This is a genomic window from Bizionia saleffrena (genome assembly GCF_008086175.1).
GTDB classification, from domain to species: domain Bacteria; phylum Bacteroidota; class Bacteroidia; order Flavobacteriales; family Flavobacteriaceae; genus Bizionia; species Bizionia saleffrena.
Genome location: NZ_VSKM01000017.1, coordinates 29,070 through 49,016 on the forward strand (window position 1 = coordinate 29,070; position 19,947 = coordinate 49,016).

Consider the following 19,947-nt stretch of genomic DNA (forward strand, 5'->3'; position numbering starts at 1 on the left):
TTTATGCCCGATAATCAGGTATTTTAGCGAAATCAAAAAAAACTCAATGAAAAACATAAAATTAATATTGTTTTCTGCTTTTTTAACTACTGCTTTAGGATTTTCTCAAAGCAATGTCAAAGCTATTGCAGAATTTCAAAAAAAAAACGGTGCTAAAATTACTGTAAATGCGAGCTCAGGGATTCCTGATTTTATTGCTTTCAAAAAAGGTAAAGGCCTACAATTAAAAGGCAATTCGCTACAGTCTAAGGCACTTTATTTTTTAGAAGAAAACAAAGCAATCTTTAAAATGGATGCAGTGAATTCTAGTTTTAAAACAAATACTCCTGAAACCGATTCTAACGGTTTAAAGCGAATTGTATTGGTACAGACACATCAAGGGGTTCCTGTTTTTGATGGTAAATTAGTATTTCATTTTAATGCTAAAAACGAATTAACAGCAGTTAATGGTAATTACATTTCAGGAATTAAATTAAACGCAACGGCTACTGTTTCTTCTGCTGAAGCGAATGCCTTAGCGATTCAAGAAATTGAAAATCAAAATTTGAATTTTTCGGGTGCGTCTTTAGAAGCCCTATCGAATACACTATACATATTTAATAAAGGATTGGTGAAAGGGTATATTGACATCAATAATTTAGCCTATAAAATAGAGGTTGCTAATAAAAACGATGTTAGAGAATATGTTTTTATCGATGCACATTCTGGATCTATTGTAGAACAGTACACGGGTATGCCACACGTATTAGATCGCGTGGTATACGAAGAAAATACATCAGATATTGTTTGGCAAGAAGGCGATGCCTTTCCTAATGGATTAACCATTTGGCAACAAAATGAAGTAGAGGCCTCTGGACATACGTACCATTTTTTTAAAAATGCTTTTAATTATGTGTCTTATAATAATACGGATGCACAAATGAAAACCATAAATAATAATCCTAACATTTCGTGCCCTAATGCAAACTGGAACGGGTACACAGCGAATTATTGTGATGGTACAGCAACCGACGATGTTATTGCACACGAATGGGGTCACGCTTATACAGAATATACTAGCGGATTAATTTACGCGTACCAATCTGGTGCTTTAAATGAATCGTTTTCTGATATTTGGGGAGAAACTATCGATTTATTAAATGGCTATGAAGATGCAGACGATAACCAAGCATTGAGAGTTTCTTGTGGAAGTTCAGACCGCTGGAGAATTGGGGAAGATGCAACAGCTTTTGGAGGTGCTATACGAGATATGTGGAATCCTAATTGTAATGGAGATCCTGGTAAAGTAAGCGATTTTCAATACCGTTGTGGTGAAGGAGATGCTGGTGGAGTGCACTCTAATAGTGGGATCCCTAATCGCGCTTATTCTTTAATCGTTGACGGAGGAACCTTTAATAGTTATACTGTAAGCGGTATTGGCTTTACAAAAGCAGCTCACATTTTTTGGAGAGCACAAAGCCAATATTTAACGGCGACAAGTAATTTTACGAGTTTAGCTGATGCTTTAGAAGCTTCTGCTAACGATTTAATAGGGATTAATTTAGAAGGTTTATCTACTGTAAATACACCTGCAGGACTGTCGGGAGAAATAATTACAGCAGCCGATGTAACCCAAGTAATCAATGCTATTTTTGCGGTAGAATTAAGAATAAATCCTGATAGTTGTAATTATTCTCCAATACTTAGTGAAATAGCACCGCTTTGCGACAATGCCACAAATAACCCTATATACTTTCAAGATTGGGAGTCTGGAATGGGGAATTGGAGCGTAGCACAATTACCAGTTAACGCTATGACTTGGGAGGATAGAGATTGGATAGTGGTTAACGCGCTGCCAAGCGAAAGAACAGGAAGTGCTATTTTTGGAGCAGACCCAGTAAATGGAAACTGTTCTACAGATTTTGAAAACGGAATTATGAGATTAGAAAGTCCGGTGATTACTATGCCAGATTTTTCTAATGGTAATTACAACTTATCATTTAATCATTTTGTGTCTACAGAACCTGATTATGATGGTGGAAATATAAAATATAGCTTAGATGGTGCAACGTGGGCTTTATTGCCAGCGAGTGCTTTTGTAGAAAATGCTTACAATAGTAGTTTGGCTACAGTTGCCGAAGGTAATGATAATCCATTAGCTGGTGAAGGGGCATTTACGGGATCAGATGAAGGTTCTTTTACTGGAAGTTGGGGAACTAGTGTTGTCGATTTATCGGTATTAGGTGTAAACGCAAATTCTACAATACAGTTTAGATTTGAAGTTGGAACAGATGGTTGTAACGGTAGAGAAGGCTGGTATGTAGATGAATTTATGGTTTACAATTGCAATTATTCGCTGTCAACAGATGAGGTTTCAAATGTAATGGGCAGTATTAAAATATTCCCGAATCCTTCAAATGGAATTTTTACTATTCAGAAAACAGAATCTGTAACGGTAACTAAAGCTGAGATTTACGATATTAATGGACGTTTTGTAAGAGGAATAGATCTTTCTAATATGACGACTAATACAACAATCGATATGTCGGATGTGGCTTCAGGACTGTATTTTATGTCAATTACAACAGATACCACACAACAAGTTTTGAAAATAGTTAAGCAATAAATTATATAGCTTTAAACTAAAAAGAGTCTCGATTTTATATCGAGACTCTTTTTTTACTCACTATTTAAATTTATAAAAAAATTATCTTCTATATATTATCTCACTTTTATATTTATTAGGAGCCTCCTTTTTTCTTTGGCTGTCAATAGAATGCTATACCGTCACAAATCTCGCTTATAAAACCTGATACGCCAGCATAAGTGTTTTTTTGCGACTTTTTATGTGCTGAAACAAAATCCTTTCGTGTCCTAAAAATTAAATTAATTTCTTATTAGCAAGTCACTATATTAGTTAACCTAAAAGAGGCCTTAGTACATTTAAAAAACACAAATTTGTCGTCTCGAGCGCAGCCCTGAGGTTGCTAATAAACAACATACGCTGTAAAAAAACACCTAAGTCTGGATTTTAGTTTGTAGTGAGCGTAGTGAGAGCACTTAAATGATTTTAAATAAATAAGAATCATCTATTTGGGAATGGGCTAATTTTGGGTGTTTCTAGAGTAACACACAAATTTTAATAGAGAACTATACGGTCGTTTTTCTACTAATAACCGTTAAAACTTAATTGACTTAATACAATAAAAAAAGCCCACCGTTAAGTGAGCTTTGCTTGTAAAGAAATAAAGAATATATATATTATACTACTTTTACATTTACTGCGTTCATACCTTTCTTACCTTCTTGTAAGTCAAATTCTACAACGTCTCCTTCACGAACTTCGTCGATTAAACCAGAGATGTGTACGAAATGGTCTTTGTCAGATCCATCTTCAGTTATAAAACCGAAACCTTTTGAATCATTGAAAAATTTTACTGTGCCTTGAGCCATTTTAAAAAAAAATTAAATTTATAATAATCAAATATAGTCTTTTATATTTAAAAAAACTTTTTACAGATTTTTTTATTTTATTTTTATTAAAAACTACTATTTTACAGCAGTTAGTGTTGGCGTAAAAGTCTTTAAAAAGGAGTAATAAAGTGCTATTTAATAGTTGTAATTAGGTTTCTAGGGTCTGTGATTTTTACTATTTGAAATAGAGAAACAAATCTGGGAACACTCTATTTTAATAGCGTTATTTAACGAAGAACAACTTGTTTTATAACCTCTCTACCTAATTCTTCATTAAGCATCTTTATAATTTTGTTTTTACCGTAACTCAATTCCTCTCGTAATACACTAGAGCTTAATTGTACATAAAGAGTACCGAATTTTAATTCAATATTGGTCGTGTAATTGTTTACACCGTTTCCCATTAAATTTGCCCACGCGTCCCTAACATTTACCTTGTCTAAACCTTTGTCTAATTTATTAGTTTCTACAAAATCCTTTAATGCGTCAGAGAAGCTTAATATATCGTTATTTCGTTTTGCCATAATTTATTCTAATACGTTAATAGGTGTAAATCGTTTGTATATGTAGGTCATATTATCTGCGTTTACCACTTTTAATTGTTCTTTGTTTGCAACTATTACGGTTTCTTTCCATGTTGAAAACGGTGTTCTGTAATATAAATTTAAGCTGTCATTTTCAATTTTAGCCGTTATCATTTCCGCATCTTCAGACGTGTTATACGAACCTGTAAATGTGGGGTTTAATTTTTTTCTAAAGCCTTTTAAACTGTCATTAATACTAATATAATCTACAGTTGTGCTTATGCTATACTCGTGTATTTTTCCCTTAGGAGTTGTTGCACTTTCTATTTCCCAATACCCATTAAGGTGTTTTAAAGAAGTCTGCGGGTCTTTTTTACAACTATAAAATAGAAGGGTTATAACTATTAAAACGCTTATTTTTTTCATTATTTATGGTGATTTGTTGCCCGACTATTTTACAAAGTCTATAAGTTACACATTAATATAAGGTAGTGCCTGTTAATTTCGTTTTAATAGTGTCACGGTTGAAGTTTTAACACTTCATAGTACTTAAATATTAAAAATCTCGTACGATTGATGTACCTGTTTTACTGCGCGCTCGGTGCGTTCGGCGTGAGTATCACTAATAAAAATCTGACCGAAATTTTCATCGTTCACCAATTTTATTATCTGCGACACGCGTTCTTCATCCAATTTATCAAAAATATCATCCAATAGCAAAATAGGGTTTACGCCACTTTGTTTTTTTATAAACTGAAACTGGGCCAATTTTAAAGCAATTAAAAACGATTTTTGCTGACCTTGACTCCCGAATTTTTTAATGGGGTGACCGTCTATATTAAAATATAAATCGTCTTTATGAGCGCCTACACTAGTGTATTGTAGTGCTTTATCTTTGTTTATAACTTGTTGTAGTAGACTGTTTAAATCGGAATCGAATAAATCACTTTTATAGTGTAGATCTACAGATTCATTACCGTTGCTAATGGCGCGATAACGCTCTTTGAATATAGGAATAAAATTATCTAAAAATGCCTTTCGTTTCTCGAAAATAACAGTGCCAAATTCACTTAATTGTAAATTGTAAATCTCTAAAGTATCTTTATTAAAGGCGTTATTGAGTGCGAAATATTTTAAAAGCGAATTTCGTTGCGCTACTATTTTATTGTATTTAATAATTGTAATTAAATAGTTGTTATCACTTTGCGAAATAACGCTGTCTATAAATTTTCTTCGCGTATCGCTACCGCCAATAATTAAGTCGCGATCTGCCGGAGAAATTATAACTAATGGTAAAAACCCAATATGATCGCTAAACTTCTCGTAAGACTTACTATTGCGTTTTATAACCTTTTTTTGACCTTTTTTTAAGCTTATAACAATTTTTTCAGCTTTATTTTCCTTTTCATAGTCTCCGTTTATAACAAAAAATTCTTCATCGTGTTTTATATTTTGAGAAGCGATAGGATTAAAATAACTTTTTCCAAAAGACAAGTGATAAATAGCATCTAAAATATTTGTTTTTCCGACGCCATTGTTACCGACAATGCAGTTTATGGTGTCATTAAAATTAAATGTTTTGGTGTCAAAATTTTTATAATTTAGTAAAGAAAGTGATTTTAATATCATAGTAATTTAGTCTAAAAGCGACCTAAGTTTTGACCTTTTAATTTGGGTCTTGCAAATTATTACAAAATAACAAATAAATAAGCTTTTATATGTGGATAAAAATTTTATTTTTGCGGGGCACTAATATACACTATATGGCAACTTATAAGAAAAGAGGTTACAAACCTAAAACAGAGAAAGAGGTAGTAAATGAAGTTGAAGAAAACTCAACAACGGCAGAAGTATTTAATACTTTAGACGAAACGGCATCTAAGACTGAAGACTTTGTTGCTAAAAACCAAAAGTATATTTTTATCATAATTGGTGTGGTAGCAGTAATCGTGCTTGGTTACTTAGGGTATAAAGAATTTGTACACGAACCAAAGCAAAATGAAGCGATGAACGATATGTATCACGCTCAACAAAATTTTGAAGAAGCGGTGAATGGTGTTTCCTCAGATTCGTTATACAACATTGCTTTGAATGGTAGCGAGGGTAAGTTTGGAATGATCGATATTATTAACGAATATAGTGGTACTCCAGCAGCAAACCTTGCAAACTATTATGCAGGTATGGCTTACTTAAATTTAAAAGATTACAAAAAAGCAATAGAGCACTTAGATAAGTTTTCTAGCGAAGACGAAATTTTAGCGCCTATGGCAAAAGGAGCAATTGGAGATGCTTTTGTACAGTTAAACCAGAACGAAGACGCCTTAAAGTATTACAAAAGTGCTGCTACATTACGCGAAAACGGATATTCGGCACCAACGTATTACTATAAAGCTGGAATTACAGCTTTAGAATTAGGAAATGCTAAGGAAGCTTTAGGCTATTTTAATACAATTAAAGAGAAATACCCATCGTCTTCAGAGTCTACAACAATAGATTTGTTTATAGGAAAAGCGGAAGCAATGTCCAACTAAATTAAAACTTCCGATAGTATCGGAACATATTTATGGCAACAGTAAATAATAATTTATCAGAATATGATAAAGCATCAATCCCAGACGCGAAAGATTTTCGGTTTGGGATTGTTGTTTCAGAATGGAATAGTGATATCACAGAAGGCTTGTTAAAAGGCGCCGTAGAAACGCTTAAAGAACACGGCGCAAAAGATGATAACATAGTAATCTGGTACGTGCCAGGAAGCTATGAGCTTATTTATGGTTGTAAGAAGATGCAAGAGCAAATGATGAACGCCGTTATCGCTATAGGAAGTGTTATACAAGGCGAAACCAAGCATTTCGACTTTGTCTGCGACGCCGTGGCTCACGGTATTAAAGATCTCAATGTAACGCGCGACACACCAGTAATTTTTTGTGTGCTCACCGATAATAATCTACAACAGGCCATAGACCGCTCAGGTGGAAAACATGGTAATAAAGGTACAGAAGCAGCAGTTGCTGCTATTAAAATGGCGCAACTAGGAGAAAACGCATAATACCAATAGTAATTTACAGTGACAGCATCTTTTAGTATCTTTATATACTTTAAGGTGCTTTTTTGTTAACATTTTTTAGCAGTTACAATCCTTTAGTCTATTGTATTTTCTGTACTTTTGAAAGTTATTAACGAGCAGCTAAAGTATCGTGTTTACACAAAAAAAGAATAAACAATTTAATTATAATTCTCGATTTTCGGATAAAGAAAAACGCGATAATAGACGCTCTAAAGAACCAAGTACTGGCGATATATTATCCGAATGGGAAAAAACAAGGCGTACCGTTAAAAAAAACAAAGTATCTACGTTGCCCATATTACTAATTATTTTGGCTTTAATTATAGGGGTAATGTACTACTTAGATATTAAATTACGTTAATCTTTTTACAAACGATGGGATATTTAAAACAGAAAAAGAATAAACGCTATAATTATACACCGCGTTATTATAAAAGCAACGGTGAGGGCAGCCCGTTTGAAATAAAACACAAATTTGACGATTATAGAACCACTTTAGTTGGCAATAAAAATATAAAACAGAAATTCACTTCGGCTTGGGATGAGTTTAAAAATTCCCCAGATAAAGCTGTAAACCGAAGAGTCTTAGTCATTGGTTTGGTACTGGTTTTTCTGTTTTTACTAATAATAGATTTCGATTTGACTCTCTTTTTTTAAATTAAATGGCAGATATCATTCAATTATTACCAGATCACGTTGCTAATCAAATAGCTGCCGGAGAAGTCGTACAACGACCAGCTTCTGTAGTTAAAGAGTTGTTAGAAAACGCGATCGATGCGGGTGCTAGTTCTATAAAATTAATCATTAAAGAAGCAGGTAAAATACTTATACAGGTTATCGATAACGGTGGGGGAATGAGTGTTACCGATGCCCGTTTAAGTTTTGAACGCCACGCAACTTCTAAAATTAAAACAGCCGACGACCTTTTTCTATTAAGCACAAAAGGATTTCGTGGCGAAGCTTTAGCAAGTATTGCTGCTATTGCACACGTAGAATTAAAAACAAAACAAGAAGGTGACGAGGTAGGGACGTGCTTAGTTATTGAAGGAAGCGAAGTGCAATCGCAAGAGGTCGTTGTGACACCAAAAGGATCTTCGATTGCAGTAAAGAACTTATTTTTTAATATTCCAGCGCGACGCAATTTTTTAAAATCGAATGCTGTTGAAACCCGTCATATTATCGATGAGTTTCACCGTGTTGCTTTAGCACATCCTACTATCGAATTCGTAATGTTTCATAACGGTAGCGAATCGTTTAATCTGCCAGAAAGTAATTACCGACAACGTATAGTAAATATTTTCGGGACTAAAACCAATGAGAAATTGGTGCCTGTTAATGAAGATACTGAGGTGTTAGCCATCTCAGGATTTGTCGGTAAACCAGAGTTTGCTAAAAAGTCTCGTGGTGAACAATTCTTTTTTGTAAACGATCGTTTTATTAAAAGTGCGTATTTAAATCACGCTATTTCTTCCGCTTTCGATGGACTTTTAAAAGATGGGGCTCACGCTAGTTATTTTTTAAATCTTAAGGTGAATCCGCAAACGATTGATATTAATATTCATCCTACAAAAACCGAAATAAAATTCGACGACGAGCATACGTTATATGCTATTTTGCGTTCGGCTGTAAAACACAGTTTAGGGCAGTTTAACATTGCGCCAGTATTAGATTTCGATAGAGATTCTAACTTAGATACGCCGTATAGCTACCAGCAAAAAGGAACACCAACGGTCGAGGTGGATAGAACATTTAATCCGTTTCAAGAAGAAAAAATAGCGACTTCTGTACCTCAAAGAACACACAAAACAGTACCAACTAATTCTTCTAGCAATTGGGAGAGTTTGTATGTGGGGCTAGAGTCTAATGAGATGCCGTCGCACAATGATTTTAGTGGAATACATTTTGAAACGGAAGAAAAAAACTCTTCTATTTTTGATGAAACCAATAAAGTGGAGCACAAACACACCACCTATCAAGTTCATAATAAATATATAATAAGTACTATAAAATCTGGAATGTTGATTATCGATCAGCATCGAGCGCACCAACGGGTGTTATACGAAGATTTCTTAAGAAATATGACAATTAAAGAAGCGATGAGTCAGCAATTATTGTTTCCATTACAACTTCATTTTTCACCTCAAGAAATTGAAATTATTCAGCAACTAAAAAGCGATTTGGAACATACAGGTTTTATTTTTCAGACGATAAAAGAAGAATTATTAGAAATTACTGGAGTGCCGGTTAGTGTGCCCGAAAGTGAAGTTTCTATTATTTTAGAACAACTTATTAGTGATGTTGAAAACGAAGTGCCGGACAGTAATTTTAGTGCTACCGATTTGCTAGCTAAATCAATGGCCAAAAGTTTAGCGATTAAAACGGGACAAAGCTTAACAGGAATGGAGCAAGAACATCTTGTAAATTCTCTATTTGCTTGTAAAGAACCCAATGTATCGCCAGCAAATAAAATCACTTTTACAACGACCACCGTCGACGAATTAGATAAAAAGTTTGTTTAGAATTTATTAAATACAACACAGCACAATGATGAGAATTACCGATACTGTAAAACACTTAATAATTATAAATGTCATCTTTTTTGTGGCAACGTTAGCCATTGGTGGCGGTACGTTATTTTATGATTTGTTCGCTTTACATTTTCCCGAAAGCGACGTTTTTGAACCGTGGCAAATAATTACGCATATGTTTATGCATGGTGGTTTTATGCATATATTGTTTAATATGTTTGCCCTTTGGATGTTTGGTACGGCGGTAGAGCAAAAACTCGGGGTTAAAAAATTCTTATTTCTTTATTTTTCTGCAGGCTTAGGCGCTGCTGCGTTTCAGTTAGGATTTTATTATTTTAACTATTTACCAGCTTTCGATGCTTTGATTAATTCGGGTTTATCGAGTAGTCAGATTTTTGATATGTTAGGAAAAAACCAGGCGATGGGAGGCATTAATGCACAGCAATTTGAGAATTTAAAGTCTATTTTCCCTGTGTTTAATGCAACAATGGTAGGTGCCTCAGGTTGTATAATGGGTATTTTAGTAGCGTTTGGGATGTTAAACCCTAATGCTGAATTAATGCTGATTTTTTTACCAATCCCTATAAAAGCGAAGTATTTTATACCAGGTATCATCGCTTTAGATATTATATCGGCACTCACGGGGCAGTCCTTTTTTAGTCCGAGTAATACAGCGTTTATGGCGCACGTTGGTGGTGCTTTAGTAGGATTTATCATTATGCTATTCTGGAAAAATGACACTACTACTTTTAATAATTTTAGAATAGATTAATTTATACAAAACATACAAAAAGGTTTTTATATGAGTTTAAACGAGGATATAAAATATAAACTAGCACGGCTTAATGTGTTAGAAAAAATAATAGCGATTAATGTTATTGTTTTTTTACTGTCATTTCTATTAAAATCGGTTTCTGGTAACATTATATTATGGCTACAATTACCTAGCGAAATAAATAGTTTTTTAGTTAAACCGTGGACCATTTTTACTTATGCGTTTTTACATTTCGACTTTTTTCATATATTATTTAATATGGCTTGGTTGTATTTTATTGGACGCATATTTTTAAGTCTGTTTAGTGCTAAAACAGCCTTAAACATTTATTTTCTAGGAGCCATTTTTGGTGGCTTATTCTTTATTGTAGGCTATACTGTATTACCGTCTTACTTTTCTGGAACCACATATTTGGTAGGAGCATCGGCAGCGGTTAGAGCATTGTTCATATTTATTTGTGCGTATATGCCTGATAAAAAGGTGAGCTTTTTTACCTTCAATGTAAAATTATGGTATTTAGGAGTCGCTTTTGTCTCATTTGATGTCTTAGGGCTATTCGGATTGAATTCTGGCGGTAATTTAGCACATTTAGGTGGTGCCTTTTTAGGGTATCTATATGCTAAGCAATTATTAAAAGGGAATGATATTGGTAGGGGTTTTGAAAGTGTATTGGATGCCATTTCTAGCTGGTTTAAAACGTCAACGAAATCGCCTTTAAAAACGGTTCACAAAGACAAATCTAAAGTTGGTGGTTTTACTAAAGGGGAGTTTGATAAATTTAACAACCAGAAGAAAATAAACGTTATTCTTGATAAAATAAGTAAGAGCGGGTACGACAGTTTAACGGCGGCCGAAAAGGAATTCTTATTTAGAGCGGGAAAATAGATTATGAAAAACCTTCGATTTTTTGAAAAAGTTATGTTCTTCTTCAACTCTGTTGCAGCTTTTCTTCTTTTGCTATCTTACATATTGCCTTTATTGCCGCCTAAAACATTCTCCTCTTTTTCTGTACTGAGTTTGGGCGTGCCTATTTTAATTGTTATCAATACGTTATTTGTATTGTATTGGTTAGTTAAAATTAAGAAGCAAGTCATTCTATCGCTTCTTATGTTGGCTATCGGTTATTTTTCATTGGGGTCGTTATATAAGTTTTCAGAATCTAAGAGTGAAATCAGCCAAAATGCCATTTCGGTAATGAATTATAATGTGCGGTTATTCAATTTATACGATTGGATTTCTGAGAAGGGTGTTGAAACTAAAATTGAACAATTCATTAAAAGAGAGGCGCCAGACGTTTTATTGATGCAGGAATACCATCCACATAAAAACGTAGATTTATCTTTTTTTAAGTATAAATTTGAAGAACTTTCGGGTAACAAAACTAAATACGGACAAGCAATTTTTTCACAATATCCTATCATAAATTCTGGCTCTGTGGAGTTTCCTAATACTTCGAATAATGCTATTTATGCAGACATTGTAAAAGAAAAGGATACTATTCGCTTGTATAATATTCACTTGCAATCGTTGCGTATAGATCCTAATTTAGATAAACTGACCGAAGATGATGCCCAGAAATTATTTAAAGGAGTAGGAAACACGTTTAAAACGCAGCAGTTACAAGCGGAATTGTTTTTGCTTCATAAAAACAAATCACCTTACAAAACGATTGTAGGAACAGATTTAAATAATACAGCCTTTTCTTATGCGTATAAGCGCGTAAAAGGTGATTTAATAGACAACTTTAACGCGGCTGGAAATGGTTTCGGTAGAACGTACGATTTTAAGTTTTTCCCGATTAGAATAGACTTTATATTAACCGATCCGGAATTTACAATAAATAGCTTTAAAACATACGATGTCTTATATTCCGATCATTATCCAATTATGTCTCGCGTGAGTCTCCCGCGATAATTACAGCATTAAACAATTCGCGCTATCTGCAATTATATGAATGACTAAACCTAAACCAATAAGTCTGGTTTTCTTCGGTAGCAATAGAAAGAGATACACTGCAATTGCGTAATAGGAGTGCAGTGGATGAAAATTGATGCTACACCGATTAGGATCGAACAGTGGCGTTGCCAATAAATGATCTAAGTCAATAAGCATTCCTAAAAGGAGTATACCAAAAGCCTTAAGCCATATTTTTTTGTAAAATAACACGGCAACTAATAAAGGGCCACCAAAATGAATGCCGTAATGTATAAAATCTGTAAGCATTATTTATAATGTTGTGCCTCTAAATAAGCTAAAGCACTTGGACCTTCGTTAAATAATAAGTCTAATATACTAAGATTATTAATGTAGCCGTACTTTGCGTTAAATACTTGCATATAATTATCAAATGGTAGAGCAGTTTCGTTTTTAGCATTTACTAAATCTCTACCGTCTGTATTCTCTTTATATTCTTTTTTAAAATCTTCAGTTTTGGTAATTGTAATATCCAATTGTAAAGCGTCACAAATAACATCAAAACACGCCATATTAAATTCCAAAATAGAATCGAAAGGTGTGGTGTATAAGGGTTTAATGTCATCTATGTAAAACTCGTAGAAAGGAGAAGTTCTGTAAGCCGATTCCAACGATTTAAAATGAATGTCTTGCCAATTGTACGTGTTGGCTATTTTTACTTCTTGATATAACTGACGGTTTTTTTGCGTATAAATAACCGGAATACTTAACTGCAATTTACCATTTGCAGCATAAATGTAACAGCGGTTTCTATAGGTTTGTTTCTGGTAGTTATCGTATACTTCAAACGTAACGCTATCCGTATTTACTAACGCTACAAACGTTTCAATAGTCGGGAAATAGGTAGGATGTAGTATAATGGATGTCATTCGTAACGAGTTTTCAATTGCTGAGCTATCATAATCTTAAGCACCTAAACGCGGTGCTCTATATTAAACTGAGAGTAAAGCGTTTATAGTTTATAAGAATATAAAGTTGTTATTTCTTCTTGCGTTTTTTATATTTTGAAAAACCATAACCGAGAGCGATTAAAATAAGTACCGGAATTAAATACGACACCGGTTTTCCGCTACCGTGAACCGTTGTAAATAATCTATTCCAACGTATTTTATTAAACCCAGAAGCATTGGTATCCCAACTCATCCAAATTAAAACAGGTTTACCCACTACGTGATCGAATGGCACGTAACCCCAAGCTCTCGCATCTTGAGAATTATGGCGGTTATCTCCCATCATCCAGTAATAATCTTGCTTAAATGTGTAAGAGGTGGCGACGTTACCATTAATAAAAATTTGATTGCCTTTTACTGTAATTGTATTGTTTTCGTATTCCGAAATAATGCGCTCATAAAACGGCAACACTTCAAGGTTTAAGTCGACCGTTTTCCCCGCTTCAGGAATATAAATGGGACCAAAATTATCGAAACTCCAGTTGTAATCTGGAGAATGTGGGAACACATCTTCTTTGGGTTGATAATCAAATTTTTCAACAGACGCTACTTTAGGATTTTCGCGTAATGTTTGGGCCTCTTCTTCGGTTAAATTAACATTAATTTTATTTAAAAGCGGTTCCATTTTAAATTTTTGCATATCGTCGTTTCTTACAAAACCAACTACTTCAACATTTAAGGAGTCTCTACTGCCTTCATTTAAATAGGCGCGATTGTCGGTGTTAAAATACTCTTGAAGTCGCGTATCGTCCCAATATTTTGAGCTAATATTATAAAATCTCCAAAATTGAGAATGAATATTTTGGTCTACGAAACCTTGATCTAAATCGTCTTTAGTAGTTACCGAATAGTAAAATTGAATTCGCGCACGATCCGGGAGTTCATTTTTCTTTCCGTTAGTATAAATGTATCCATTTTTAATAGCCATCGAATCGCCAGGAACTCCAACGGCACGCTTAACGTAGTTCGATTTTTTATCTACAGGCTTAATAAATCCACGTTTTGGGACTTTAAAGAAATCCTGAACTGTATCTACAGGCCAATTAAAAACCACGATATCGTTTCGTTTTATTTTCTGAAAACCTGGTAATCTCAAATACGGTAGAAACGTTTTATTTGCCCACGACTCGTCGCGTGTTGCTCTGTCATCGTCGGCGATGTAAGATTTGGTATGTACGACAGGAATAGAGTCGTGCACCATTGGTAACGCTAAAGAGGTTTGTGGTAATCTTGCGCCGTAGTGAAATTTACTTACAAAAAGAAAATCGCCCACCAGTAATGTTTTTTCTAAAGAAGAGGTTGGTATTACAAACGGCTGAATAAAATAAGTATGTACGATAGTTGCGGCAACAATAGCAAATAGTATCGAGCTTACCCAATCTCCAACCTCCGAACGGGGTTGTAGCGAACGGTCTTCGATATAAGTAACATCGGCGGCATAGTTTAAATAGAAGTTATAAAATCCTAAAGATATTATGGCTAAGAAGGTGTCTAAATTGGAGTTTTTACCAAAACTTCTCGCTGTTTCTACCCAAATTACTGGAAACATAATAAGGTTAACGATAGGTAAAAATAAAAGGATGGTCCACCACCACGGCCTGTTAATAATTTTCATTAAAATAACGGCGTTGTACACAGGGATAAATGCTTCCCAAGCATGTTTTCCTGCTTTTAAATATAATTTCCAAGTAGCTAAGCCGTGAACGGCCTGAATGATTAAGAGAAAAATTAACAACTGTGTAAAACTCATATTATATTTTTAAAGACGTTTGTCTATTAGATTATTACTAATTCTATTTGTAGTTTTATAAAAACCAATGTTACATTTTTGTTGGTAATTAACGAATATTTAACACGTCTTTCATTGTAAAAACGCCCGTTTTATCTACTAGCCACTCGGCAGCAACAATAGCACCTAATGCAAAGCCTTCGCGACTGTGTGCGGTGTGTTTTATTTCTAAAGTGTCCACAGCACTCACATATTTAATACGATGTGTTCCCGGAACATTATCAAGACGTTTAGCCGAGATTGAGACCGTGTTTTCGGCGTTAGAATCGAGTTTCCACTGCGTGTATTTTTGGTGATTGTCGATTATAGATTCTGCGAGTGTAATGGCAGTTCCGCTAGGTGCGTCTAGTTTTTGAGTGTGATGTATTTCTTCTAAATCTATCGTGTACTCTTTTAAATTAGACATCATTTTGGCTAAAGTTTTATTCAGTTCGAAAAAAATAGTAACACCCAAACTAAAGTTAGACGCATAAATAAAAGCTCCATCTTTATCCTTACATAAAGCAACTGCATCATTATATTTATCGAGCCACCCTGTAGTACCAGAAACGATAGGGGTATTGTTATTAAGACACTTAGAAATATTATTAAAAGCGGCTTCAGGAATGCTGAAATCTATAGCGATATCGGCGTTTTTAAGGTCATTTTCGCTGGTATCATCGCACCTTAAAACAATTGTGTGACCGCGTTTAATGGCAAGAGCTTCAATAGTTTTTCCCATTTTTCCGTATCCGAGTAAAGCTATTTTCATTTAAAATAAATGGATTTAAAAAGGTATTAAATATGTTAATCTAATTTCAGATTAAACGTAAGACCTAAACGACCAGTATTATCAAACTGGTCTATTTCATAATGTGGTTTAAGCGATAAATTATCGTCTATATTATATTGTAGTAAATGTGCGTCTACATTGGCATCGATAATGTTTAAAGCATATAAACCTACGGTTACTAATAAGGAAAGTTCCTTATTTCGGCGTAGTGTTTTTTGTGCTTCTCGCAAGCCGTCGTCGGTTATTCGGCCTTGAAATTCATCGTCACTAAAGCCGGCTAATCTGCGTTTATAAGCGTTTCTTACTTTTTTATACTCGGTATTATTATCGATATAGAAATAAATACCGGTCCCAATTGCGGCATATACAATGGGTATTTTCCAGTATTTTTTATTGTAAGCTTGTCCTAAACCTGGTAAAATAGCCGAGTAAAAGGCTGCGCGAGAAGGTGCTAATGGATCGATCGGTTTTCGTAATTGAGTAGAGTCTAAAGACACCGATACGGGCTCGGAAAGATGCTTTGCGTCTATTGTGTTCCCTTTTATTGTTTGCGCCAAAGCGGAAAAACTAAAAGTTAGACACAATACACACGCTATCGTAATTTTATTTAGCACTCTCAACTAGCTTTTTGATACGGTTAAAATCTTCTTCAGAATGAAACGGTATTGATATTTTACCTTTTCCATTATTAGAAACCTTAACGTCTATTTTATGACCAAAGTATTCCGAGAAATCTTTAATTCCTTTTTTAACGTAAACAGGCAATTCTTTATCGGTTTTCTTTTTAGGAACAACGACTTGACGCGTTTCATTATAGCTTTTAACTAAGGTTTCGGTTTCTCTAACAGATAATTTATTAGCTATGATTTTTTCATAAATATCTAACTGTATGCTTTGATCTTCGATAGTAATAATCGCACGACCGTGTCCCATAGATAAAAAGCCATCGCGCATTCCGGTTTGTATAATCGGGTCTAGTTTTAACAATCGCATATAGTTGGCAATTGTAGAGCGTTTTTTACCAACGCGATCACTCATCTGTTCTTGTGTTAATTGGATTTCGTCAATTAAACGTTGGTAAGATAATGCGATTTCTATTGGGTCTAAATCTTGGCGTTGAATGTTCTCCACCAAAGCCATTTCAAGACTTTCCTGGTCGTTCGCAATACGTATGTAAGCGGGTATCGTTTCTAATCCAATTAATTTAGAGGCTCTAAAACGGCGCTCTCCAGAAACCAATTGGTATTTTTCAAAACCTGCTTTTCTAACGGTTATAGGCTGTATTACACCAAGCTCTTTAATGGAAGATGCTAATTCTCGTAAAGATTCTTCGTTAAAATTTGTACGAGGCTGAAAAGGATTCTCTTCAATTGAAGCTAATTCTAAATCTACAATATTACCAATAACTTTATCTGCATTTTTATCTTGTACAGATTTGATGTCATTACTCGGGTCTTTTAAAAGTGCCGATAAGCCTCTTCCTAAGGCTTGTTTCTTTGTTGCCTTCGCCATTTTTTAGGAGTTTTTGTTAATAATTTCCTTAGCTAAACTTAAATAATTAATGGCTCCTTTACTGCTAGCATCATAATTAATAATGCTTTCGCCATAACTAGGCGCTTCACTTAAACGGACATTTCGCTGTATAATAGTTTGAAACACCATATCGTTAAAATGTTTTTGCACTTCTTCAACTACTTGGTTCGATAAACGCAAACGCGAATCGTACATAGTTAATAACAAGCCTTCAATATCTAAATCTGCATTGTGTATTTTTTGAACACCTTTTATGGTATTTAATAATTTCCCTAAACCTTCGAGTGCAAAATATTCACACTGAATAGGAATAATTACCGAATGTGCTGCTGTTAAAGCATTTAAGGTGAGTAACCCTAAAGAGGGGGCACAATCAATTAAAATATAATCGTAATCATCTACTATATCTTCAAGCGCCTTTTTTAACATATACTCCCTATTTTCTTTATCTACGAGTTCTATCTCAATAGCAACAAGGTCTATGTGTGCAGGAATAATATCTAAATTAGGTGTGTTTGTTTTTATAATTGCGTCGCGAGCACTATTGGTATGCTCCAAAAGTTGATAGGTACCAATCTCGACAGTTTCAACATCAATTCCTAAACCAGAAGTGGAGTTTGCCTGTGGATCGGCATCTATTAAAAGTACTTTTTTTTCTAGCACACCTAAAGAGGCCGCTAAATTTACAGAAGTTGTTGTTTTACCAACCCCTCCTTTTTGATTGGCAATTGCAATGATTTTACCCATTAAAATATTTAGATTTTAGTACGCGTAAAAATACAATTATTTATTAGTAATAAAAACTGAACTTGTTAACAGTTGCCTAAAATGAAATGCTTTGTTTAGCTATTAATTTTGTAAAGCACCGATTCACTGACTCTTAGCTCTTATTTTTCCGCTTTTTTTATGCTGAAATTTTTAATTCCCCATCTCTTAGTTTTAAAAAGGGTAACTTCAAAATAAAAGTGCGGGTTTAAAATTATAAAATTTTGTTAAAAAAACTTCAATAAGCTGATAAATGTCATCAAATCAAAGGGTGAATTCAAGTAATTTCGCAGTGTTTATTAATTCTAACTACAAATCAACTCCATTATATTATGAAAGCAACCCAATTAAAATTAAATCGAAAAACAGCCTTAAAAGGCGCTATTTTATTTATAGCATCTTTAGTTATGGTTTCTTGTTTTGACGACACAAAAACAACCTATGACGATACGGTAGATATACCTGTAAATCAAGAAATGATAGCCGAACTTACTTCACCACCACATGTACCAACACCTGTTGGACGAAGAAAAGCAAAAAAGTTAGTCGTAAAAATGGAAATTCTTGAAAAAGAAGGCACAATGACAGATGGTGTTACCTATATGTATTGGACTTTTGGTGGTACGGTGCCTGGGAGTTTTATAAGAACACGAGTAGGAGATGAAGTAGAGTTTCACTTACAAAATCACCCAGACAATAAGCTGCCGCATAATATAGATTTACATGCTGTTAATGGCCCTGGAGGAGGTGCAGAGTCATCATTTGTTGTGCCAGGACACTCTAAAGTGTTTTCTTTTAAAACATTAAACCCTGGTTTATATGTGTACCATTGCGCTACGGCTCCAGTAGGAATGCATATTGCTAATGGAATGTACGGTTTAATTTTGGTAGAACCAGCAGGTGGTTTACCAGAAGTAGACAAAGAGTACTACATTATGCAGGGAGATTTTTATACTAAAGGGGCAAATGGAGAGCGCGGATTACAACCTTTCGATATGCAAAAAGCAGTAAATGAACAAGCAGACTATGTTGTGTTTAATGGTAAAGTTGGCGCTTTAACAGGCGACAATGCATTAACGGCTAAAGTTGGCGAAACCGTACGTTTATATGTAGGAAATGGTGGGCCAGGTTTGGTATCGTCTTTCCACGTTATTGGAGAAATATTCGATAGAGTCAACGTAGAAGGAGGGAGTTTAGTAAACGAAAATGTGCAAACAACTTTAATCCCTGCCGGTGGTGCCGCAATGATTGAGTTTAAAGTTGATGTTCCTGGAACGTTTATTATAGTAGATCACTCTATTTTTAGAGCCTTTAATAAAGGTGCTTTAGGAATGCTTAAGGTTGAAGGAGAAGAAGACAAAAAAATATACTCCGGTGAAATTCGTGATGATATTTATTTGCCAGAAGGACCAGGAATTCAAAGTATGCCAACAACCGACGAAATTATAGCCTCTGAAGTTCCTGCAAAATCATTCGAAGAACAAATGGAATTTGGTAAACAAACCTATATGCAAACGTGTTTTGCTTGTCATCAATCGGAAGGGCAAGGCATACCTAATGCATTTCCTCCTTTAGCTAAATCAGATTATTTAAATGCAAATGTAGATCGTGCCATTGGCACTGTACTACATGGATTAACAGGGGAAATAACTGTAAACGGTGAAAAATATAATAGTGTAATGACACGACAAATGTTATCTCCAGATGAAATTGCCAACGTATTAACTTACGTTTATAATAGCTGGGGGAATTCTGGTAAAATTATTACTAGCGAAATGGTTGAAAAAGTGAAAAATCAAAAATAATAAGTCTTTTAA

The 19,947-nt window shown here is 34.4% G+C and carries 21 protein-coding genes; 10 read left to right on the forward strand and 11 right to left on the reverse strand.

The genetic code is table 11. From position 1 onward, the window contains the following. Positions 1 to 46: 46 nt before the first annotated feature. Positions 47 to 2,605, forward strand: a complete 2,559-nt coding sequence (locus ES676_RS13250) for a M4 family metallopeptidase (RefSeq protein WP_148370807.1) — start codon at positions 47 to 49, stop codon at positions 2,603 to 2,605. A 635-nt stretch (positions 2,606 to 3,240) separates the two neighbouring features. On the opposite strand, the gene ES676_RS13255 is transcribed toward ES676_RS13250, so the two are convergent. The 4 genes from ES676_RS13255 to recF all read right to left on the reverse strand — a co-directional run bounded on the left by ES676_RS13255 (position 3,241) and on the right by recF (position 5,606). Further along, positions 3,241 to 3,432, reverse strand: a complete 192-nt coding sequence (locus ES676_RS13255; RefSeq protein ID WP_148370808.1) for a cold-shock protein — start codon at positions 3,430 to 3,432, stop codon at positions 3,241 to 3,243. A 248-nt stretch (positions 3,433 to 3,680) separates the two neighbouring features. After that, positions 3,681 to 3,977 carry a DUF721 domain-containing protein gene (locus ES676_RS13260; protein ID WP_148370809.1) on the reverse strand — a complete coding sequence of 99 codons (297 nt, stop codon included), beginning with the start codon at positions 3,975 to 3,977 and terminating at the stop codon, positions 3,681 to 3,683. A gap of 3 nt (positions 3,978 to 3,980) precedes the next feature. Then, positions 3,981 to 4,403, reverse strand: coding sequence for a hypothetical protein (locus tag ES676_RS13265; protein WP_148370810.1), 423 nt, complete (start codon positions 4,401 to 4,403; stop codon positions 3,981 to 3,983). 123 nt (positions 4,404 to 4,526) lie between these two features. Further along, positions 4,527 to 5,606, reverse strand: a complete 1,080-nt coding sequence (gene recF / locus ES676_RS13270) for a DNA replication/repair protein RecF (RefSeq protein ID WP_148370811.1) — start codon at positions 5,604 to 5,606, stop codon at positions 4,527 to 4,529. 134 nt (positions 5,607 to 5,740) lie between these two features. Between recF and ES676_RS13275 the strand changes: the two genes are divergently transcribed. From ES676_RS13275 to ES676_RS13305, 8 genes are all read left to right on the forward strand, one after another. Further along, positions 5,741 to 6,508 (forward strand): tetratricopeptide repeat protein, encoded by a 768-nt coding sequence (locus tag ES676_RS13275; RefSeq protein WP_148370812.1) that lies wholly within the window; start codon positions 5,741 to 5,743, stop codon positions 6,506 to 6,508. 32 nt (positions 6,509 to 6,540) lie between these two features. Further along, positions 6,541 to 7,026, forward strand: coding sequence for a 6,7-dimethyl-8-ribityllumazine synthase (gene ribH / locus ES676_RS13280; protein ID WP_148370813.1), 486 nt, complete (start codon positions 6,541 to 6,543; stop codon positions 7,024 to 7,026). 148 nt (positions 7,027 to 7,174) lie between these two features. Further along, positions 7,175 to 7,405 carry a hypothetical protein gene (locus ES676_RS14775; RefSeq protein ID WP_170234462.1) on the forward strand — a complete coding sequence of 77 codons (231 nt, stop codon included), beginning with the start codon at positions 7,175 to 7,177 and terminating at the stop codon, positions 7,403 to 7,405. 14 nt (positions 7,406 to 7,419) lie between these two features. Continuing rightward, positions 7,420 to 7,701 (forward strand): riboflavin synthase subunit beta, encoded by a 282-nt coding sequence (locus ES676_RS13285; protein ID WP_148370814.1) that lies wholly within the window; start codon positions 7,420 to 7,422, stop codon positions 7,699 to 7,701. A gap of 5 nt (positions 7,702 to 7,706) precedes the next feature. Next, entirely contained in the window at positions 7,707 to 9,563 is a 1,857-nt protein-coding gene (gene mutL / locus ES676_RS13290) for a DNA mismatch repair endonuclease MutL (RefSeq protein ID WP_148370815.1), read from the forward strand. Between the two features lie 25 nt (positions 9,564 to 9,588). Beyond that, the gene (locus tag ES676_RS13295; RefSeq protein WP_148370816.1) at positions 9,589 to 10,344 is read left to right on the forward strand and encodes a rhomboid family intramembrane serine protease; all 756 of its coding nucleotides are present in this window, start codon (positions 9,589 to 9,591) and stop codon (positions 10,342 to 10,344) included. A 30-nt stretch (positions 10,345 to 10,374) separates the two neighbouring features. After that, positions 10,375 to 11,232 (forward strand): rhomboid family protein, encoded by an 858-nt coding sequence (locus ES676_RS13300; RefSeq protein ID WP_148370817.1) that lies wholly within the window; start codon positions 10,375 to 10,377, stop codon positions 11,230 to 11,232. A 3-nt stretch (positions 11,233 to 11,235) separates the two neighbouring features. Further along, positions 11,236 to 12,261, forward strand: coding sequence for an endonuclease/exonuclease/phosphatase family protein (locus ES676_RS13305; RefSeq protein WP_148370818.1), 1,026 nt, complete (start codon positions 11,236 to 11,238; stop codon positions 12,259 to 12,261). On the opposite strand, the gene ES676_RS13310 is transcribed toward ES676_RS13305, so the two are convergent. The 7 genes from ES676_RS13310 to ES676_RS13340 form a co-directional block, all read right to left on the reverse strand. Further along, on the reverse strand, positions 12,262 to 12,570 hold the full coding sequence (locus ES676_RS13310; protein ID WP_148370819.1) for a DUF6122 family protein: 309 nt from the start codon (positions 12,568 to 12,570) through the stop codon (positions 12,262 to 12,264). Next, positions 12,570 to 13,190: a WbqC family protein gene (locus ES676_RS13315; protein WP_148370820.1), complete on the reverse strand. Its 621-nt coding sequence runs from the start codon at positions 13,188 to 13,190 to the stop codon at positions 12,570 to 12,572. The genes ES676_RS13310 and ES676_RS13315 overlap by 1 nt, the downstream gene beginning before the upstream one ends. Before the next feature lie 109 nt (positions 13,191 to 13,299). Further along, positions 13,300 to 15,021, reverse strand: coding sequence for a signal peptidase I (gene lepB / locus ES676_RS13320; protein WP_148370821.1), 1,722 nt, complete (start codon positions 15,019 to 15,021; stop codon positions 13,300 to 13,302). Positions 15,022 to 15,109: 88 nt separating this feature from the next. Further along, a complete protein-coding gene (dapB, locus tag ES676_RS13325; protein ID WP_148370822.1) occupies positions 15,110 to 15,811 on the reverse strand; it encodes a 4-hydroxy-tetrahydrodipicolinate reductase in 702 nt (233 codons plus the stop codon). Positions 15,812 to 15,846: 35 nt separating this feature from the next. After that, on the reverse strand, positions 15,847 to 16,389 hold the full coding sequence (locus ES676_RS13330) for a DUF5683 domain-containing protein (protein WP_394348794.1): 543 nt from the start codon (positions 16,387 to 16,389) through the stop codon (positions 15,847 to 15,849). Positions 16,390 to 16,435: 46 nt separating this feature from the next. Then, positions 16,436 to 17,344 (reverse strand): ParB/RepB/Spo0J family partition protein, encoded by a 909-nt coding sequence (locus ES676_RS13335; protein WP_148370824.1) that lies wholly within the window; start codon positions 17,342 to 17,344, stop codon positions 16,436 to 16,438. Positions 17,345 to 17,347: 3 nt separating this feature from the next. Then, positions 17,348 to 18,112, reverse strand: coding sequence for a ParA family protein (locus ES676_RS13340; protein WP_148370825.1), 765 nt, complete (start codon positions 18,110 to 18,112; stop codon positions 17,348 to 17,350). A 350-nt stretch (positions 18,113 to 18,462) separates the two neighbouring features. On the opposite strand from ES676_RS13340, the gene nirK reads away from it, so the two are divergent. After that, entirely contained in the window at positions 18,463 to 19,935 is a 1,473-nt protein-coding gene (nirK, locus tag ES676_RS13345; RefSeq protein ID WP_148370826.1) for a copper-containing nitrite reductase, read from the forward strand. The last annotated feature ends 12 nt before the right edge of the window (positions 19,936 to 19,947 follow it).

Excerpts from the sequence above, each read along its gene's own strand:
- ES676_RS13250 (WP_148370807.1), top strand. The coding sequence starts at position 47 with ATGAAAAACATAAAATTAATATTGTTTTCTGCTTTTTTAACTACTGCT.
- ES676_RS13255 (WP_148370808.1), bottom strand. The coding sequence starts at position 3,432 with ATGGCTCAAGGCACAGTAAAATTTTTCAATGATTCAAAAGGTTTCGGT.
- ES676_RS13260 (WP_148370809.1), bottom strand. The coding sequence starts at position 3,977 with ATGGCAAAACGAAATAACGATATATTAAGCTTCTCTGACGCATTAAAG.
- ES676_RS13265 (WP_148370810.1), bottom strand. The coding sequence starts at position 4,403 with ATGAAAAAAATAAGCGTTTTAATAGTTATAACCCTTCTATTTTATAGT.
- recF (WP_148370811.1), bottom strand. The coding sequence starts at position 5,606 with ATGATATTAAAATCACTTTCTTTACTAAATTATAAAAATTTTGACACC.
- ES676_RS13275 (WP_148370812.1), top strand. The coding sequence starts at position 5,741 with ATGGCAACTTATAAGAAAAGAGGTTACAAACCTAAAACAGAGAAAGAG.
- ribH (WP_148370813.1), top strand. The coding sequence starts at position 6,541 with ATGGCAACAGTAAATAATAATTTATCAGAATATGATAAAGCATCAATC.
- ES676_RS13285 (WP_148370814.1), top strand. The coding sequence starts at position 7,420 with ATGGGATATTTAAAACAGAAAAAGAATAAACGCTATAATTATACACCG.
- mutL (WP_148370815.1), top strand. The coding sequence starts at position 7,707 with ATGGCAGATATCATTCAATTATTACCAGATCACGTTGCTAATCAAATA.
- ES676_RS13295 (WP_148370816.1), top strand. The coding sequence starts at position 9,589 with ATGATGAGAATTACCGATACTGTAAAACACTTAATAATTATAAATGTC.
- ES676_RS13300 (WP_148370817.1), top strand. The coding sequence starts at position 10,375 with ATGAGTTTAAACGAGGATATAAAATATAAACTAGCACGGCTTAATGTG.
- ES676_RS13305 (WP_148370818.1), top strand. The coding sequence starts at position 11,236 with ATGAAAAACCTTCGATTTTTTGAAAAAGTTATGTTCTTCTTCAACTCT.
- ES676_RS13310 (WP_148370819.1), bottom strand. The coding sequence starts at position 12,570 with ATGCTTACAGATTTTATACATTACGGCATTCATTTTGGTGGCCCTTTA.
- ES676_RS13315 (WP_148370820.1), bottom strand. The coding sequence starts at position 13,190 with ATGACATCCATTATACTACATCCTACCTATTTCCCGACTATTGAAACG.
- lepB (WP_148370821.1), bottom strand. The coding sequence starts at position 15,021 with ATGAGTTTTACACAGTTGTTAATTTTTCTCTTAATCATTCAGGCCGTT.
- dapB (WP_148370822.1), bottom strand. The coding sequence starts at position 15,811 with ATGAAAATAGCTTTACTCGGATACGGAAAAATGGGAAAAACTATTGAA.
- ES676_RS13335 (WP_148370824.1), bottom strand. The coding sequence starts at position 17,344 with ATGGCGAAGGCAACAAAGAAACAAGCCTTAGGAAGAGGCTTATCGGCA.
- ES676_RS13340 (WP_148370825.1), bottom strand. The coding sequence starts at position 18,112 with ATGGGTAAAATCATTGCAATTGCCAATCAAAAAGGAGGGGTTGGTAAA.
- nirK (WP_148370826.1), top strand. The coding sequence starts at position 18,463 with ATGAAAGCAACCCAATTAAAATTAAATCGAAAAACAGCCTTAAAAGGC.